Here is an 18,338-nt window from a genome sequence, read left to right as displayed (position 1 = left end):
ATGGGCTGGGCAAACGACAACAAACCGGGCTGGGAACGCGAGACCCTCGAGAAACTGGTCCAGGCCCAGGTGATCGAGCAGCGCCGGGCCCGGCGCTGGGGCATCTTCTTCAAGCTGCTGTTCTTTTTCTATCTGGTCGCGCTGCTGATTCTGGTGCGGGGCGGCGACATGGGGCTTGCGGGCATGTTCGAGAGCGAACGCGAGCCGAGCGAACACGTGGCGGTTGTCGAGGTCGAGGGGCTGATCGCCTCCAGCGCGGCGGCCAATGCCGAGGATATCTCCAAGGTCCTGAACGAGGCCTTCGAATCCGAGGGCACCCAGGCGGTGATGCTGCGGATCAACAGCGGCGGGGGCAGCCCGGTTCAGGCGGCCAACGTCCACGACGAGATCCTGCGGCTGAAGGAAAAGCATCCGGAGATCCCGGTGTACGCGGTGATCGGGGATGTGGGCGCGTCGGCGGCCTATTACATCGCGGTCGCGGCGGACGAAATCTATGCCAGTCAGGCCAGCATGGTGGGGTCGATCGGGGTGCGTATGGACAGCTTCGGGCTGGTGGACCTGATCGACAACATCGGCGTGGAACGCCGGTTGTTCACCGCGGGCGAGAACAAGGGCTTTCTCGACCCATTCCTGCCGCTGGACGAGGGGCATGTGGACCACCTCGACGGCGTCCTGCAGGGCGTGCACCAGCAGTTCGTGGATGTGGTGCGCGCCGGTCGCGGGGATCGCCTGGTCGAACGGGACGACCTGTTCAACGGCCTGATCTGGACCGGCGACCACTCGGTGGAGCTGGGGCTGATCGACGGTCTGGGCACCGACCGCAGCGTGGCCCGGGACGTGATAGGGGTGGAAAAGCTGGTGGTGTTCAAGCCGCGTCGCAGCCCGCTGCAACTGCTGTTCGAGGATCTGGGCATGGCGGCCTTCCAGCAGTGGATGACCTGGGAATCCACGCCGCAGTGGCGTTGATCCAGCCCCGCTGAAGGAGGCGCGCGGGCGGCTCGACCGGGGCCGATCAGCCCCGGTCGATGCGCGTCACCCGGGCGATCATGCCGATCACCGGGTGATCGAGGTAGAACAGCTCCTCGCCCGAGTTCATGCGCTGGCTGCCACGCACGGTGATGGCGCGGGCGGGCTGGTCGTCCATCGGTTCGTCGACGTGGTAGATCAGGTCGGTCTCCAGGTGCAGGTAACGTCCCACCCAGATCCGTAGCCGGCCCTCCAGCTCGAAGCGTTCCTCGCGGTCTTCCAGCAGCGGGCGGGGCGACAGGCCGCGCTCACCGCCAATCGGATCGTGCAGGCCCAGGCGCCGGCCCTGCTGGACCCGCAGCCACGGTGCGGAGGCGTGGTCACGGCCGGTCTGGTCCCAGGCCAGCCGCGCGATGATGCGCCCGGCACCGGAATCCTCCACACGGCGGACGACCCGCTGCAGTTCGAAACCCCGGCGGGAGTCGCGATAGATCCGCCCGCCCAGCTCGGATTCTCCGAAGGCCGCCTCGCGCGGTGCGGCGAGCTCCATCTGCAGCCGCCGGCTCTCGTCCGTGCGGTGCTCGAAGATCACCAGTTCGATGCGATATTCCCGCCCGGCCTGGGCCAGCGCCGGGCCGCCGACGCCCACAACGGGCAGGGCAGCGAGTCCGGCCAGCAGGCGGCGACGGGAACGATTCGGGGCTTCGGAAGGGGCGTTGGACATTCAGGCGGCCTGTTGTTCGGGGCTGATCGTGTTGAGCAGGCGCAGGACGGCCTGCGCGCGGGCTTCCAGTGTCTCCATTGGCGCAAAGAAGCGGAAGGCCTTCTGGCCGTCCAGTTTGTACGCCTGCGGGTCGGATTGCACCAGCTGGATCAGGGCCGCGATGTCCAGATTGGGACTCGGACCAAAGACCAGACGGCCACCAGCCGGACCCAGCTCCAGTTTGCGGATCCCGAGCGGGGTCAGTTTCAGGCGCAGGCGGGCGGCCTCGAACAGGGCCTTGGCCGGATCCGGCAGCAGCCCGAAGCGGTCCACCAGCTCGACCTCCAGCTCGCGCAGGGCATCGGAGGATTCGGCGCTGCTGATGCGCTTGTAGAGGATCAGGCGGGTGTGCACGTCGGGGACATATTCGGCCGGCAGCAGCGCGGGCAGCCCGAGTTCCACCTCGGTGCCGGTGGACTCGGGCGCCTCCAGTTCCGGCATCTTGCCCGAGCGCAGGGCGTTGACCGCGCGGTTGAGCAGGTCGTTGTACATCGAGAAGCCGACCTCGTGGATCTGCCCGCTCTGTTCGTCGCCCAGCAGTTCACCGGCCCCGCGGATCTCCAGATCGTGGCTCGCGAGGGTAAAGCCGACGCCCAGGTCTTCCAGCGAGGCGATCGCCTCCAGGCGCTTTTTCGCGTCGGCGGTCATGGCCTTTTCCGGCGGGGTGATCAGGTAGGCATAGGCGCGATGGTGCGAGCGGCCGACACGCCCGCGCAGCTGATGCATCTGCGCCAGCCCCAGCTTGTCGGCGCGGTTCATCACGATGGTGTTGGCGGTGGGCACGTCGATGCCGGTCTCGATGATGGTGGTGCACACCAGGATGTTGTAGCGCCGGTGATAGAAATCGAGCATCACCTGTTCCAGTTCGCGCTCGCGCATCTGGCCGTGTGCGATCCCCACGCGCGCCCCCGGCAGCAGCTCCTGCAGGCGCTGGGCGGTGCGTTCGATGGTGTTGACCTCGTTGTGCAGGAAGTACACCTGGCCGCCGCGCCGGATCTCGCGCAGGCACGCCTCCTGGATAATGGCGTCATTCCATTCGTTGACGAAGGTCTTGATCGCCAGACGCTCGCGCGGTGGCGTGGTGATCACCGACAGGTCGCGCAGGCCGGCCAGCGCCATGTTCAGGGTGCGCGGGATCGGCGTGGCGGTCAGCGTGAGCATGTCCACCTCGGCGCGCATCTTCTTCAGCGCCTCCTTGTGGCGCACGCCGAAGCGCTGCTCCTCGTCGACAATGACCAGGCCGAGATTGGAGAAGTCGAGATTGGCCTGCAGCAGCTTGTGGGTGCCGATCACGATGTCGACCTTCCCGTCCTTCAGGCCTTCCAGCACCCCAGCCTGCTGCTTGGTGCTGCGAAAGCGCGACAGCGATTCGATGCGCACCGGCCAGTCGGCGAAGCGATCGGTGAAGTTCTGGTGATGCTGCTGGGCGAGCAGGGTGGTGGGGACCAGCACGACGACCTGCTTGTTGTTCTGCACCGCGACGAAGGCGGCGCGCATCGCGACCTCGGTCTTGCCAAAGCCCACGTCACCACAGATCACCCGGTCCATCGGACGGGTGTCGGCCATATCGGCCAGCACGGCATCGATCGCCTGCTGCTGATCCAGCGTCTCCTCGAACGGGAAGCCGGCGGCAAAGGCGTGGTACTCGGCGGTGTCGGTATCGAAGACCGTGCCCTGTTTCGCCGCCCGGCGCGCGTGGATATCGAGCAGTTCCGCGGCCACGTCGCGGGCCTTTTCCGCCGCCTTGCGACGCGCCTTGCTCCATTGCTCGCTGCCCAGGCGGTGCAGGGGGGCATGCTCCGCGTCCGCGCCGGTGTAGCGACTGATCAGGTGGAGCGACGACACCGGGACGTAGAGCTTGGCCTCGTCAGCGTATTCCAGGGTGAGGAACTCGGAGGGCTGGCCGTTGAAGTCCAGTGTCTGCAGGCCGAGATAGCGACCCACGCCCTGTTCCTCGTGGACCACCGGCGCGCCAATGGTCAGGTCGCTCAGGTTCTGGATGACCGCATCGGCGTCGCGCGTGGTGCGATTGCGCCCGCGGGTTTGTCGGGCGCGCTCGCCGAGCAGCGCGGCCTCGGGAGCGACTGCGACGCCCTCCGGGAGCACAAAACCCTCGCCGAGTGCCGCGACGGTGACGTGCAGGCCCGGCTCCGCGTTGAGGAAGGCCTCCCAGTCGTCCACCGCGTGATGCGGCACGGACTGCTCCCGCAGCAGGGTCAGCAGGGCCTCCCGGCGCCCGGCGGATTCGGCCGTCACCAGGACGCGCTGCTGGGTGTCGACGAAGCCCTTCAGGCGCTGGGCCGGATCCTCCCGGCCCTGCTGCATACCCAGTTCCGGGAGCGGGTCGCAGGCGAACTCGATCCGGGCGCCCCGGTCCGGCGGGAGTGGCGCCGCCGGGTCCCCCAGGCCAATGCCGGGGTGTTCGCGCAGGGCGTTCCCCAGATCGTCGAGGTCGAGGTAGAGCCGTTCGGGCGGGAGCAGGGGGCGGTCGTACTGGTGGCCGAGCTGCTCGAAGCGGTCGCGGATCTCCTGCGCGAACTCCTCGGCCGCCCCGGCGATGTTGCCGACCTGCACAACCTGTGCCTCCGGGCAGTAATCGAACACGGTGTCCATGTGCTCGAAGAACAGCGGGAGGTAGGCCTCGATCCCCGGCGGGACCAGGCCCTCGCTGATGTCGCGGTAGACCGCGTGGCTGGACGGGTCACCGGAGAACTGCGCCCGGTAGCGGGTACGGAATTCGCTGATCGACGTCTCGTTCAGCGGGAATTCGTGGCTGGGCAGGATCTCCAGGCGCTCGACCTTCTCGGTGGAGCGCTGGGATTCGGGATCGAACCTCCGCAGGGAGTCGATCTCGTCGTCGAGAAATTCGATGCGCACGGGCTCGTCGGCACCCATGGGGAACAGGTCCAGGATCTCGCCACGCGCCGCGAACTCGCCATGACCGATCACCTGCTGGACCGCGCTGTAGCCGGCCTCGGCAAGGTTCTCGCGCAGGGTCATGCGGTCCAGGCGCTGGCCGGTCTGCAGCGAGAGGCCCTGGGTGGTCAGCCAGTCGCGCGGCGGGAGGCGCTGCATCAGGGTCGAAACCGGCATCAGCACGATGCCGCGTTCCAGCCCCGGCAGGTGGTACAGGGTCCGCAGGCGCTCGGAGATGATGTCCTCGTGCGGGGAGAACACATCGAAGGGCAGGGTTTCCCAGTCCGGCAGGCGCAGCAACGGGAGGTCGCGGTCGCCGGCGAAGAATTCCCATTCCTCCTGCCAGCGGTCGGCGGCCTCGTTGGACTCCGTGATGACCAGCAGGGGCCGGGTGAACTCGCCGGCGTTGCGGGACAGGGCGAGGGTGGCCGCGGAGGCATTGAGCCCCGTCCAGACCTCGAAACCGGAGCCGGGGAAGCGGCCGGGCTGGATCGGGTTGCGCCGTTGTTCGGACATGGGCCTGTTGGGTTGGGGCTGCGGAAAGGGTCGCGATTATACGGATTCCGCCTGACGGGTGCGCGTGGTCCCTTGAAGGTCAAGGGCGGTTTGACCACAGAGGCGACGGAGTTCACGGAGAGGTTCAGGCCAAGGGCGATTTACAGGAAGTTTGGAAGACGGGAAGGGAGCTGGGGTGAAGGCTGGGCCCGTTGGCTCACCGGGAAGCGTGCCATGGGGGCGGGGCTTGCCGCGGCCCCCATCATTATCCCTCTTCCGAGCTTCGCGTCTTCCTGTGAATCGTTTTCCTCCGAGTCCCAAGCGGTCTCGATAGCCGTGCCCCGGGGTCAGTCGGGGTCGATGTAGCGTTTCAGGATGGGGGCGTAGGCGTCGATGCGGCGGTCGCGGAGGAATGGCCACTGCCGGCGCACGGCCTCGGTGCGACCGCGATCCAGCTCGACCGCGAGGATCTCCGGCGCGTCCTCGCCGGCCCGGGCCAGGAATTCGCCCTGGGGGCCCGCCACAAAGCTCGTGCCCCAGAAGGTCGCGCCCGGGGAGTGCCCCGAGGGGTCGGGTTCGTGACCGGTTCGGTTGCAGGCGATCACCGGGAGGTTGTTGGCCACCGCATGGCCACGCTGGACGGTGATCCAGGCCTCCTGCTGGCGTCGTTGTTCCTCCGGGGTGTCCTGCGGGTCCCAGCCGATGGCTGTCGGATAGATCAGCACCTCGGCGCCGGACAGCGCCATGATGCGTGCCGCCTCCGGATACCACTGGTCCCAGCAGACCAGCACGCCGAGCCGGCCGACCGAGGTGTCGATCGGGACAAAGCCGGTATCCCCCGGGGTGAAGTAGTACTTCTCGTAGTAGCCCGGATCATCCGGGATGTGCATCTTGCGGTAGGTACCCAGCAGGCGGCCGTCGGTTTCGAAGACCACCGCGGTGTTGTGATAGAGCCCGGGGGCCCGGCGCTCGAACAGCGAGCCGACCAGCACCACCCGGTTTTCCCTCGCGATCGCAGCCAGCCGTTCGCAGCTCGGGCCGGGGATCGCCTCTGCGCTGTCGAAGGTGGCGAGGTCCTCGGTCTGGCAGAAGTAGGGGCCGGTGTGCAGTTCGGCCAGCACCACCAGTTGGGCACCGTTCGCGGCGGCCTCGGCAATGGCGGTCGCGGTTGCGTCGAGGTTGGCCTCGACGCTGCCGGTATCCCGGTGCTGGATCAAGGCGACGGAGAGGGCGTTGCTGGACATGGCGCGGGCTCGCGGTGCGGGTTATTCCTGCGGGATGCCAAGGGCGGCTGCGGGGTACTGCATGGTCAGGCAGTGCAGGCTGCCACCCTGGCGGATGATCGCGCGGCAGTCGATTTCCACGATCTCGCGTCCCGGGAAGGCCTCGGCGAGCCGGTCGCGGGCCACGGCGTCGGCGGCATCGTTGTAGACCGGGAGGAGCACGGCCCCGTTCAGGATCAGGAAGTTCGCGTAGGTGGCGGCCAGGCGCCGGCCCTCCTCGACGATCGCGGCGGGCCAGGGCAACGGGATCAGCCGGTAGGGCTCGCCGGAGGCCTGGCGCAGGGCCTGGAGTTCCTGCTCCATCGCCTGCAATTCCGGATAATGCGCATCTTGCGGATCGTCGCACTGGACATAGGCGATGGTATCGGGCGCGCAGAAGCGCGCCAGGGTGTCGATATGGGCGTCGGTGTCGTCACCCTCCAGCTGGCCATGTTCCAGCCAGAGAATGCGCTCGGCACCCAGCCACTGGGTCAGGCGCTGCTCGAGCCCCGCTCGGTCCAGTTCCGGGTTGCGGGTATCCGAGAGCAGGCAGCGCGAGGTCGTCAGCAGGGTGCCGGAACCATCGGATTCGATGGAACCGCCCTCGAGGACCAGGCCGGTGGGTTCCGGCACGCAGCTGCCGAACACGCCCTGGCTGGCGAGCGTGCGGGTGATCGCGTCGTCCAGGTCCGCGGGATACTTGCCACCCCAGCCGTTGAAGGTGAAGTCCAGCAGGCGTGGCTGGTCGCCGTCGAACACGGTAATGGCGCCGTGGTCCCGGGCCCAGGTGTCGTTGCTGGGGGCGAGGGCGAACCAGAGCCGGTCGGGCCGAATCGAGGTCTCGGTCAGAAAGCCGGAGATCTCCTCGATGTGCTCGGGGTCGCGGGCGACGATGATGACCGGCTCGTATTGACTGATGCTCGCGGCGATCAGCGCAAAGACCGGGTGCACCCGGTCCAGGACGGGCGCCCAGTCAGTGCCGTCATGCGGCCAGGTGAGCTGAATCGCGCCCTGCGGCTCCCATTCGGCCGGGAGGCGGCGGTGCGGCGCTGCCGGGGCGGTCTCCCCCGCGCTCATCGATGATCGGCGCTGGATCCGTTGCGCACGGCGCTATGCAGTACGTACTCGCCCTCGAAGACCACCGAGAAGTCGGCATAGTCCCAGCGCGTGATCGGCGGGTCCCCCACCGTGGCATGACGCTTTTCGGGCTCGCCATGCTGGCGAATGACCGCCGACTGTGTCTGGCCGCGGGTGGGAACGCCTTCACGCTCCTTCACGGTGAAGCCGCCCTCGGGGCTGCGCACGATGTCGGCCGATGCGGTGGCCATGGCCCCGGCACACAGGGCCAGCACGATCGCGGCCGTTGCGGTGCGCGCGGTGCCGTAGCGGCGCGCGCCGGCTTTCGGGGTGGGGGTCGAGGCGTTGCATTTCCCTGGCATGGCCAACTCTCCGTTTGCTGGATGCCCCCATGGTAGCGTCAAGTGTGACGCCGTGCCTCCCCCTCGCAGCACCCTGTCCCGGGCTATAGGCGCGACCGAGTATCTCTGGCATGATTTCGCGATGTTCCGCCCCCTGACCCTCGCCATCGGCCTGCGCTATACGCGCGCCAAACGGCGCAATCACTTCATCTCGTTCATCTCGGTGGTGTCGATCATCGGGCTGGTGCTCGGCGTGATGGCACTGATCACGGTCCTGTCAGTAATGAACGGGTTCGAGCGCGAGCTGCGCGAACGCATTCTGGGTATGGCCTCGCACGCAACCATCAGCGAGGCCAATGGCGGGCTGCGGGACTGGCAGCGGCTGCAGCGCGCGGCCCCGGAGATCGACGACCGTGTGGTGGCAGCCGCGCCCTACGTGCAGGGCGAGGCCATGCTGAGTGCCCGCGGGAACATCTCCGGTGCGTTGATCCGCGGTGTCGAGCCCGAGGCGGAAGAACGCGTCGCGCGGATCGGCGAACACATGCTCCAGGGCGAACTGGGGAGCCTGGAGGCGGGACGCTACCGGGTGGTGCTCGGGCGGGAACTGGCCGCCGAACTGCGCGTTCGGGTCGGTGATTCGATCATTTTGATGGCGCCGCAGGCGTCGGTCTCGCCGGCCGGGGTGATGCCGCGCATGCGGCGCTTCGAGGTATCCGGCCTGTTCGAGGTCGGAATGTACGAATACGATCGCGGAACCGCGTTCATTCACCTGGAAGACGCCCAGGCGGTGTTCCAGATGGGCGAACAGGTGACTGGCCTGCGGCTGCGCCTGACCGACATGATGGAGGCGGGGGTGGTGGCCCGCGATGTGGCGGCCCAGCTGGACGGGCTGTTTCGGGTATCCGACTGGACCCGCCAGCATGCGAACCTCTTTCGCGCGATCCAGATGGAGAAGATGGTGATGTTCATCATCCTCTCCCTGATCGTGGCCGTGGCCGCCTTCAATATCGTGTCGACCCTGATCATGCTGGTGACCGACAAGCAGGGGGACATCGCCATCCTGCGAACGCTGGGGCTGTCGCCAGCCGGGATCATGGTGATCTTCATGGTCCAGGGGGTGGTGATCGGGGCGATCGGCATCCTGCTGGGGACACTGGCCGGCGTCTCGCTGGCAGCCAACATCGATGTGGTCGTGCCCTTCATCGAGCGCGTCTCCGGCGTCGAGTTCCTGTCCGCCGAGGTCTATTACATCAGTGACTTGCCGTCCGAACTCAAGCTTTCGGATGTTCTCCGGGTCGGGATCCTCGGGTTCCTGCTGACCGTGGTGGCCACGCTGTTCCCGGCCTGGCGGGCGGCCCGGACCCAGCCGGCGGAGGCGCTGCGCTATGACTGATCGCGATATGCCCGTGCTCGAGGCGATCGGGCTGGAACGCCGCTTCCGCGATGGCAAGCTGGATGTGGCCGTTCTAAGCGGCGTCGATTTCGCCCTGCAACCCGGCGATCAGACCGCGATCATCGGTGCCTCGGGCAGTGGCAAGAGCACGCTGCTGCACCTGCTGGGCGGGCTGGATCGCCCGACCGCGGGTGAGGTCCGCCTGCTGGGCACGGACTGGACGCGGATGAGCGAGGCACGGCGCGGCCATCTGCGCAACCAGCACCTGGGCTTTGTCTACCAGTTTCATCACCTGCTGCCCGAGCTGACCGCAGCCGAGAACGTGGCCTTGCCGCTGCTGATCCGGGGACTGTCCAACCGCAAGGCGCGGGAGGAGGCCCGTCACTGGCTAAGCCAGGTCGATCTGGCCCCGCGGCTGGAACACAAGCCGGCGGAACTCTCCGGCGGGGAGCGCCAGCGGGTCGCGATCGCCCGGGCGTTGGTGACGCGGCCCTCGGCCATCCTGGCGGACGAGCCAACCGGCAACCTGGACCAGGAACGGGCGGCGCAGGTCTTCGAGCTGCTCCGGGCGATGAATCGGTCCACCGGTACCGCGCTGGCCCTGGTAACCCACGACATCACCCTCGCACGCGAACTGGACCGCTCGGTCCAGCTGGTCAAGGGGCACCTGGCGCCGGAATCCTTCGACGGCCAGTTGGGCGCGCACAACTAGGGAAACACGGATCAAGGTACACGCTCGCGTTGGCACCCCAGGTTTTCCGAGACCAGGCGCGGCGCGCAGCCGGTCGTGGTTCTACCGGCCCGTTTTTGACTGATTCGGGCCGCAACGCAGGATCGGGGAACCTGGGGTGCCAACCCCACAAGGCATTGAAAGCAGGGGCTCGGCCGCCCGTTGTTGACAGAAACGGGCGTGGGAACGGCGTTGCGGCTCCCTTGTGCAGAATGACTGCACGGCAGTCACCGCGCCTTGTTCGCACGCAAAAGCGACTCGAGCGCGAGCGCGTACATTAATCAGTGTTTCCCTGGTGCCGCTCCTGTTTCCCCGCATGATCCGGGTGATGGCCGGGAGTCCTTCCCGGGCCGGACTAGCGAGGCGGATCCTGTTCACTCTTCGGCTGCCCGTTGCGCCGGGTGGCCGCCTCACGTTCCGCCATTTCCTTGCGCAGGCGTCTCAGGTAGCGGCGGCTGCGCACGCGCTGGACCACGTTCAGGCGCCACAGGAACCGGACGAGCAGGTAACCGGACAGGCTGGCTGCGGCACCCAGCAGCACACTTCCCAGCAGCAGGGGCTGCCAGATGGTCAGCAGCTCCGTTGTGAACCATTCCCAACTCCAGTCCAGGTGGATGTCACGGCGGGGTTCGTCCAGTAGCTTGCGCCCGATCGTATAGGCCAGATACAACATGGGCGGCATGGTGACCGGGTTGGAGATCCAGACCAGGATCACCGAGATCGGCAGGTTCACGCGGACCAACACCGCCACGGCGGCGGCGATCAGCATCTGCATGGGCAGTGGCAGGAAGGCCACGAAGAGCCCGACGGCAAACGCACCAGCCACGGAGCGGCGGTTCAGATGCCACAAATCCGGCGAACCCAGGCGCGGCCCGAGCGGGGCAAGCGCCTTGTGCCCGCGCATGTGGTCCATGCCGGGAAACATCTTCTTGATGATGTGTTTTGCCATCTATCGGGTTGCCGATGCTGCATCGCGCGCGGACCGGTGCCCGCGCATGGGCTATTCATTCTCGCCGATTTTGGCCGGCGTCTGCTCGTGGCGGGCGCCGCGCAGATCGCACGCGGTTTCGGGCCGCAGGCTTTGGAGGTTCGGCCGTGACCGGGTTTGCCCTTGGCCTGCTGCTCACGGCCTGGTGGCTACACCGACTCCCGGAGCCGGTTGCGCCGACCCCCGCTCTGGTTCTCGTATTCGCTTTCGTGACCCTGGTGGCGGTGGTTGGTCTCCGGTTTTTCCGCTTGCGCGCGATGAAAGCATGGACCATGGCCCTGGGCATGCTGGTGGCTTGGGGGCTGGTTTTCACGACCGCGAGCGCATGGCTGGACCGGACCCTGACGCCGGCGCTTTCCGGCGAGGAAGTCACCGTCCTGGCGACCGTCACGAGTTTGCCGGAACACGCCGGCCATCGCAGCCGTTTCCGGGTAACGATCGAGGCGACCGAGGCGGGGCCGGGGGCGTTCCGTGCGACCGAGTTATTGGTGTCGGCCTATCCGGGCCGGCCCGAGGTGAGGCCAGGCACTCGGGCCGTCATGACCCTGCGGCTGCGACCCGCGGCGGGGCCGGCCAACCCGGGCGGCTTTGATCGGGCGGGATGGTATTACCGCGAGGGCCTGCATGGCTCTGCCACACTGATCGATCTGAAAGGGACCAACGCGGTTTCCGAGGGGAAGGGCACGACGCCCTGGCGCGCCCGTCTTCACGGGGCGCGGGCCTGGCTCCGGGAACGCGTGGAATCGGCTGCGCCGGACCTGCGCCACCCCGGGTTGGTGCAGGCGCTGGTGATCGGGGACCGCCAGGCCATGACCGACGAGGAATGGCACGCCTTCCTGCGCACCGGGACCAATCATTTGATGGCGATCTCGGGGCTGCACGTGGGTCTGGTCGCCGGATTTGTCGGCCTCCTGGCCGCGGGGCTCTGGAGGTCCCTGCTCCCATTGCAGCGACGTCTGCGCAGGGCGGCCTTCATCGCGCTGGCCAGTCTGAGCGGCGCCCTGGTGTATGCGGCGCTGGCCGGCTTCAGTATTCCCACGCAGCGGGCGCTGATCATGCTGGCGGCCTTCATGGCGGCATTGCTGTGGCGCCGCGAGGCATTCGCCTGGCGTGGCCTGATGCTGGCCGCGATCGCGGTGGTGCTGTGGCAGCCGACGAGCGTGCTGGCACCCGGGTTCTGGTTCTCCTTCGGCGCGGTCGCGGTGATCCTCATGCTGCTGCAGGGGCGCTCGGGCCGGCCCGGGTGGCGCGAGGCCGGAAGCATCCAGGTCATGCTCGCGCTGGCAATGCTGCCGCTGAGCCTTGGCTGGTTCCAGCTGGGGGCCTGGGTGGCACCGCTGGCCAACCTGGTCGCGGTGCCGGTGATCAGCCTGCTGGTGCTGCCGGTGCTGCTGCTGGGAGCCGGCCTGGCGGCCGTGTGGGTTCCTCTGGGGTACCCGCTAATGCATGCGGGTGATGCGGTGCTGGCGCTGCTGGTTGCGGTGCTGGACGGGTTGTCGGGGTTGCCCGTGCTGGTGGACGAACGGCGGGTCCCCCTGGCCGCGAGCCTGCTGGGTGGTTTGGCGGTGGTCATGGCGATGCAACCCCGGCTCCGCCGGGCCGCCGTGTGGATCCTGCTCGCCGGTTTGGCGCTGGTGCTGCCGATGCGGCCCGATCTGGAATCGGGCGCGGTGCGGGCGCACATGCTGGACGTCGGCAACGGCCAGTCGGTGCTGCTGCAGACGCGCCATCACAACCTGCTGTTCGATGCCGGTCCCGGGCGTGCGGGCGGCTACAGTGCGGGTGAGCAGATTGTGGTGCCCGCGCTGCGGGCGGTGGGGGTGCGACACCTGGATCGGCTGATCCTCAGTCACGAGCATGCCGCACATGCCGGGGGCGCCGCCGGCGTCCGGAGTGCCATGCCCGTTGCGGAGACCCTGCGTCGAGCCCCGACGGGGCCGCGCGAGCGGGCTTGCGAGGCCGGAGAACGCTGGCAATGGGACGAGGTGGATTTCGAGGTGCTGCACCCACCCCCGGGCTGGGACGGGAGCGCCTCGGCATCCTGTGTCCTCGCGGTCGAGACCGCCGGGGGCGTGCGCTTGCTGCTGACCGGCGGCCTTGGCGGACTCGGCGAGGCGGTGCTGATGCGGAATGGGCCGGAACGGCGCGCCAGCGACCTGCTCATACTGCCGCGCGGGGCCGGGGCCGATAGCCTGAGTCGCGGATGGCTGCGCGATGCGCCGCCGCTCCGGGCGTGGGCGAGTACGGATGCGCAGGGGCGGGGCCTGCCGGACGCGGTACGTGCACGCCTGGGGTCGGCCTGTATACCCCTTCGGGAGACCGGCGTCGAAGGCGCCTTGCAGGTGCTCGCCGATTCGGACCTGCACGTGGCGTCCGGATATCGGGTACGCGACCGCCGCCTCTGGCAGCCCGGCCGGATGCCGGCGTCGGCGGATGCGGAGCCATGCACGGAGGCGCCGAGCGATCGGACACGCTGGTAGACTGGCGGGATGAACCGCGCACACTCCGACACAATCCGCCCCATTCGCTTTCGCGATGGCGAACTCCAGTTGCTCGACCAGCGCCGCCTGCCGCAGGAGAGTGTCTGGCAGACCTACCGCGATGCCCCGGCCGTGGCGGAGGCGATCCGCGACATGGTCGTCCGCGGCGCGCCGGCGATCGGGATCACGGCCGGGTTTGGCGTGGTGCTCGCCTGCCAGTGCGCGCTGGGAAAGGACGACTGGCGCGCCCGCGTGGACGCCGATATCGAGATCCTGAGGGGTTCCCGGCCTACGGCGGTGAACCTGTTCTGGGCGCTGGATCGGATGCAGCAGGTCGTGGCCGCTAGCGAGTCGGCGGAGGCGGCCGTCGCCGAGACCCGGCGGGTGGCGGACGCAATGCTGGAGGCCGATATCGCCGGCAACCGCGAACTCGGCGCCCTGGGGGCAGCGCTCATCGAACCCGGGCGAGGGGTGCTGACCCATTGCAATACGGGCTCGCTGGCCACCGGCGGCTACGGCACCGCACTCGGCGTCATCCGGGCTGCCTGGGATGCCGGGCGGATCAAGGAGGTGTTCGCCGACGAGACCCGGCCGTGGCTGCAGGGCAGCCGGCTGACCGCCTGGGAACTGGTCCACGACGGGATCCCGGTGCAGGTACTGTGCGAGGGGGCCGCCGCCAGTCTGCTGCAATCGGGCCGAGTGGGCTGGGTGATCGTCGGGGCGGATCGGATCGCCGCCAACGGCGACACCGCGAACAAGATCGGCACCTATGGCCTGGCACTGCTGGCGCGCGCCCATGGGGTTCGCTTCATGGTGGCGGCTCCGGTCGCGACCATCGACTTCGAGATGGAGGACGGGTCGGGCATCCCCATCGAACAGCGCGGGGAGGACGAGGTGCTGGCACTGGCCGGTCAGCGGGTGGCCGCCGACGGGGCGCGCAGCTACAACCCGGCCTTCGACGTGACGCCCGCCGACCTGATCGATGCCATCGTGACCGAGCGCGGCGTGGTCGAGGCGCCTACTCGTGAACGACTGGCGAGCCTGCGAGTGCCCGTACCCGCCGATCAGGCGGCATCCGCTCGCTGACGATTGGAAAAGAGTGGGCGAATATGCCGCGCTCGGGGCTGAGAGCCTCGGAGAACCGTTTTGAGGGGCGAAAAGCCGAGCCCCAGTGGTTACCCCTGTGGTATCATCGCGAGCTTGTTCAGACGGACGGCGTAACCCTCGATGGCTGAATTTGCCAAGGAAATCTTCCCGGTCAATCTCGAAGACGAGATGCAGCAGTCCTATCTCGATTACGCGATGAGCGTAATCGTGGGCCGGGCCCTCCCCGATGTCCGTGACGGCCTCAAGCCGGTCCACCGCCGCGTGCTCTACGCGATGCGCGAGCTGGGCAACGACTACAACAAGCCGTACAAGAAGTCGGCGCGCGTAGTCGGTGACGTGATCGGTAAGTACCACCCGCATGGCGACTCCGCCGTCTATGACGCGATCGTGCGCATGGCGCAGCCGTTCTCCATGCGCTACATGCTCGCGGACGGGCAGGGCAACTTCGGCTCCATTGATGGCGACTCCCCGGCGGCCATGCGGTATACCGAGGTGCGCATGGCGCGCATCGCCGCCGAGCTGCTGTCCGACATCGATAAGGAAACCGTCGACTTCATCGACAACTACGACGGCTCCGAAAGCGAGCCGGCGGTGCTGCCGAGCAAGTTCCCCAACCTGCTGGTCAACGGCTCCGCCGGGATCGCGGTGGGGATGGCGACTAACATCCCGCCGCACAACCTGGGCGAGGTGATCAACGCCTGTGTGGCGCTGATCGACGATCCCGACATCTCGATCGACGGCCTGATGGAACACCTGCCGGGACCGGACTTCCCGACCGCCGGCATCATCAATGGCATCGACGGGGTGCGCGAGGCCTACCGTACCGGTCGCGGCCGGGTCCTGATCCGGGCACGCTCGCATGTCGAGCCGCTGGAGGGTGGCCAGCGCGAGGCGATTGTGGTTACCGAGCTGCCCTACCAGGTGAACAAGGCACGCCTGACCGAGAAGATCGCGGAGCTGGTGAAGGAGAAGCGCATCGAGGGCATCTCCGAGCTGCGCGACGAGTCGGACAAGGACGGCATGCGTCTGGTCATCGAGCTCAAGCGTGGCGAGATGGCCGAGGTGGTGCTGAACCACCTGTACATGCACACCCAAATGCAGAACGTCTTCGGCATCAACATCGTCGCCCTGGTGGACGGCCAGCCGAAGGTGCTGGATCTGCGTCAGGTGCTGGAGGCGTTCCTGCGGCATCGCCGCGAGGTGGTCACCCGGCGCACGATCTTCGATCTGCGCAAAGCCCGGGAGCGCGCGCATATCCTGGAAGGCCTGGCGATCGCGCTGGCCAACATCGATCCCGTGATCGAGCTGATCCGTGCCGCCCCCAACCCGGCCGAGGCCAAGGCCGGGCTGCTGGCCCGCGCCTGGCCGCTGGGCGTGGTCAGCGACATGCTGGATCGCGCCGGGGCCAGTGCGTCGCGCCCCGAGGACCTGGCACCGGAGTACGGCGTGGGCGAGGACGGCTACCGCCTGTCCGAGGCTCAGGCCCAGGCCATCCTGGACCTGCGGCTGCATCGCCTGACCGGGCTGGAACAGGACAAGATCCTCGACGAGTACCGCGAGCTGCTGGAGCTGATCGACGACCTGCTGGACATCCTCGGCTCGGGCGACCGGCTGCAGCTGGAAATCCGCAACGAACTGCTGGCGGTGGCCGAACAGTTCGGTGACGAACGCCGCAGCGAGATCCGCGAGCGCCAGGCAAACCTGACCCTGGAAGACCTGATCGGAGAGGAGGACGTGGTCGTCACGCTGTCCCACGCCGGCTACGTGAAGTACCAGCCAGTGGCGGACTACCGCGCGCAGCGCCGGGGCGGGCGTGGCAAGGCGGCGACCAGCTTCAAGGAAGAGGACTTCATCGACCGGCTGGTGGTCGCCAACACCCACGACACGATCCTGTGTTTCTCCAGCCGCGGGCGGGTCTACTGGCTGAAGGTCTACGAGCTGCCACAGGGTTCGCGTGCGTCGCGCGGCAAGCCGATCGTCAATCTGCTGCCGCTGGAATCCGACGAACGGATCAATGCGATCCTGCCGGTGCGTGAGTACGACCCGGACCACTACGTATTCATGGTCACCGAACAGGGGACGGTCAAGAAGACCCCCCTGACGGATTTCTCGCGCCGCCGGGCCTCCGGCATCATCGCCGTGGATCTTCGCGAGGGCGATCACCTTGTCGATGTATCCCTCACCGATGGCACCCTGGATGTCATGCTGGTGACCACCGCCGGCAAGGCCGTTCGCTTCCACGAGAGCGATGTGCGGGCCATGGGCCGTACCGCCTGCGGCGTGCGCGGCGTGCGCATGGAGGATGACCAGCGGGTGATCGCGCTGCTGAACGTGGACGAGGGATCCGCACTCCTGGCAACCGAACATGGCTATGGCAAGCGCACCCGCTTTGACGAGTTCCCGGTGCATCGCCGCGGCGGACAGGGCGTGATCGCGATCCAGACCGAGGGCCGCAACGGCCTCCTGGTAGGCGCGTCGCGGGTACTGGACGATGACGAGGTGATGCTGATCACCAACGGCGGCACGCTGGTACGCACGCCGGTGGACCAGATCCCGCTGATCGGACGCAACACCCAGGGGGTGCGCCTGATCCGCCTCGACGAAGGCGAGAACCTGGTGGAACTGGCCCGTGTGGCGCAGTTGCAGGGCGAGGAAGACGACGAGGATCCCGGCCAGGCGGACGCCGGGACGGACCCGGAGGTGGGTCCCGAATCCAGCGACGATGGAGAACAGGAATGACGCGAGTGATGAACTTCAGCGCGGGGCCGGCGGCATTGCCGCAGGCGGTGCTCGAACGGGCGCGTGACGAGCTGCTGGACTTCCGCGGGTCCGGGATGTCGGTGATGGAGATGAGCCACCGCGGCAAGCCCTTCATGGCCGTGGCCGAGAAGGCAGAACATGACCTGCGCAAGCTGATGAACATCCCGGACGACTACTCGGTCCTGTTCCTGCAGGGCGGGGCGACCGGGCAGTTCGCGGCCATCCCGATGAACCTGGCCAATGGCCAGGGCATGGACTATATCGATACCGGCGCCTGGTCGGGCAAGGCGATCAAGGAGGCCCAGAAGTACGGGCCGGTGAATATCGTGGCGAGCTCGCAGGCAAGCGGGTACGACTCGATCCCGGATCGCGCCTCGTGGAACCTTGACCCGAACGCGGCCTACGTGCACTACACGCCGAACGAGACCATCGGCGGGGTGGAGTTCCCGGATGTGCCGGACGCGGGCGATGTCCCGCTGGTGGCGGACATGTCCTCCACCATCCTGTCGCGCCCGATTGATGTCTCGAAGTTCGGCGTGATCTATGCCGGGGCGCAGAAGAATATCGGCCCGGCGGGCCTGACCGTGGTGATCGTGCGCAACGACCTGCTCAAAAGGGAGAAGGGCCCGGTGCCGGCGGTACTGGACTGGGCGCTGCAGGCCGAGAACGACTCGATGTACAACACCCCGCCGACGTTTGGCTGGTATCTGGCCGGGCTGGTGTTCGAATGGCTGCTGGAGCAGGGCGGCCTGGAGGCGATGGCCGAGATCAATCAGCGCAAGGCCACGAAGCTCTACCAGTACATCGACAACTCGGCGTTCTACCGCAATCCGGTTGAGCCCTCGGCCCGTTCCTGGATGAACGTGCCGTTCATCCTCGCGGACGATGGCCTCGACGGCACCTTCCTGAACGAGGCGGACGCCGCCGGACTGTCCTCGCTCAAGGGCCATCGTTCGGTGGGCGGGATGCGCGCCAGTATCTACAACGCGGTGCCGGAAAGCGCCGTCGATGCCCTGATCGAGTTCATGGCGGATTTCGAAAACCGCCACGCCTGATCCCG

The 18,338-nt window shown here is 67.7% G+C and carries 13 protein-coding genes; 7 read left to right on the top strand and 6 right to left on the bottom strand.

What is annotated here, in order from left to right:
• Positions 1–966 (top strand): S49 family peptidase, encoded by a 966-nt coding sequence (locus tag F572_RS0103485; protein ID WP_017942263.1) that lies wholly within the window; start codon positions 1–3, stop codon positions 964–966.
• A 46-nt stretch (positions 967–1,012) separates the two neighbouring features.
• On the opposite strand, the gene F572_RS0103480 is transcribed toward F572_RS0103485, so the two are convergent.
• The 5 genes from F572_RS0103480 to F572_RS14725 all read right to left on the bottom strand — a co-directional run bounded on the left by F572_RS0103480 (position 1,013) and on the right by F572_RS14725 (position 7,841).
• Complete coding sequence (locus F572_RS0103480; RefSeq protein WP_017942264.1) at positions 1,013–1,690, bottom strand: CsiV family protein; 678 nt, start codon at positions 1,688–1,690, stop codon at positions 1,013–1,015.
• Positions 1,691–5,161 (bottom strand): transcription-repair coupling factor, encoded by a 3,471-nt coding sequence (gene mfd, locus F572_RS0103475; RefSeq protein WP_017942265.1) that lies wholly within the window; start codon positions 5,159–5,161, stop codon positions 1,691–1,693. It lies immediately after the preceding gene.
• 326 nt (positions 5,162–5,487) lie between these two features.
• Positions 5,488–6,384 (bottom strand): carbon-nitrogen hydrolase, encoded by an 897-nt coding sequence (locus F572_RS0103470; RefSeq protein WP_017942266.1) that lies wholly within the window; start codon positions 6,382–6,384, stop codon positions 5,488–5,490.
• A gap of 21 nt (positions 6,385–6,405) precedes the next feature.
• Complete coding sequence (locus F572_RS0103465) at positions 6,406–7,479, bottom strand: agmatine/peptidylarginine deiminase (RefSeq protein WP_017942267.1); 1,074 nt, start codon at positions 7,477–7,479, stop codon at positions 6,406–6,408.
• A complete protein-coding gene (locus F572_RS14725) occupies positions 7,476–7,841 on the bottom strand; it encodes a hypothetical protein (RefSeq protein WP_017942268.1) in 366 nt (121 codons plus the stop codon). Before F572_RS14725 ends, F572_RS0103465 begins: the two co-directional genes overlap by 4 nt.
• Before the next feature lie 121 nt (positions 7,842–7,962).
• Between F572_RS14725 and F572_RS0103455 the strand changes: the two genes are divergently transcribed.
• Positions 7,963–9,213, top strand: a complete 1,251-nt coding sequence (locus tag F572_RS0103455; RefSeq protein WP_017942269.1) for a lipoprotein-releasing ABC transporter permease subunit — start codon at positions 7,963–7,965, stop codon at positions 9,211–9,213.
• Positions 9,206–9,925, top strand: coding sequence for an ABC transporter ATP-binding protein (locus tag F572_RS0103450; RefSeq protein WP_026143063.1), 720 nt, complete (start codon positions 9,206–9,208; stop codon positions 9,923–9,925). The genes F572_RS0103455 and F572_RS0103450 overlap by 8 nt, the downstream gene beginning before the upstream one ends.
• 373 nt (positions 9,926–10,298) lie before the next feature.
• On the opposite strand, the gene F572_RS0103445 is transcribed toward F572_RS0103450, so the two are convergent.
• Positions 10,299–10,892 (bottom strand): DUF2062 domain-containing protein, encoded by a 594-nt coding sequence (locus tag F572_RS0103445; RefSeq protein ID WP_017942271.1) that lies wholly within the window; start codon positions 10,890–10,892, stop codon positions 10,299–10,301.
• A gap of 170 nt (positions 10,893–11,062) precedes the next feature.
• Between F572_RS0103445 and F572_RS0103440 the strand changes: the two genes are divergently transcribed.
• The 4 genes from F572_RS0103440 to serC all read left to right on the top strand — a co-directional run bounded on the left by F572_RS0103440 (position 11,063) and on the right by serC (position 18,333).
• The gene (locus tag F572_RS0103440) at positions 11,063–13,411 is read left to right on the top strand and encodes a DNA internalization-related competence protein ComEC/Rec2 (RefSeq protein WP_369772117.1); all 2,349 of its coding nucleotides are present in this window, start codon (positions 11,063–11,065) and stop codon (positions 13,409–13,411) included.
• Positions 13,412–13,420: 9 nt separating this feature from the next.
• A complete protein-coding gene (gene mtnA, locus F572_RS0103435) occupies positions 13,421–14,497 on the top strand; it encodes an S-methyl-5-thioribose-1-phosphate isomerase (RefSeq protein WP_017942273.1) in 1,077 nt (358 codons plus the stop codon).
• A 141-nt stretch (positions 14,498–14,638) separates the two neighbouring features.
• Positions 14,639–17,257: a DNA gyrase subunit A gene (gene gyrA, locus F572_RS0103430; RefSeq protein ID WP_017942274.1), complete on the top strand. Its 2,619-nt coding sequence runs from the start codon at positions 14,639–14,641 to the stop codon at positions 17,255–17,257.
• Positions 17,254–18,333 (top strand): 3-phosphoserine/phosphohydroxythreonine transaminase, encoded by a 1,080-nt coding sequence (gene serC / locus F572_RS0103425; RefSeq protein WP_026143064.1) that lies wholly within the window; start codon positions 17,254–17,256, stop codon positions 18,331–18,333. The genes gyrA and serC overlap by 4 nt, the downstream gene beginning before the upstream one ends.
• Positions 18,334–18,338 lie beyond the last annotated feature (5 nt).

It is taken from the genome of Thioalkalivibrio sp. ALE14 (assembly GCF_000376845.1).
Lineage (GTDB): Bacteria > Pseudomonadota > Gammaproteobacteria > Ectothiorhodospirales > Ectothiorhodospiraceae > Thioalkalivibrio.
The sequence above is the reverse complement of the archived record's forward strand: the minus strand, read 5'-3'. Positions and strand labels throughout refer to the sequence as shown.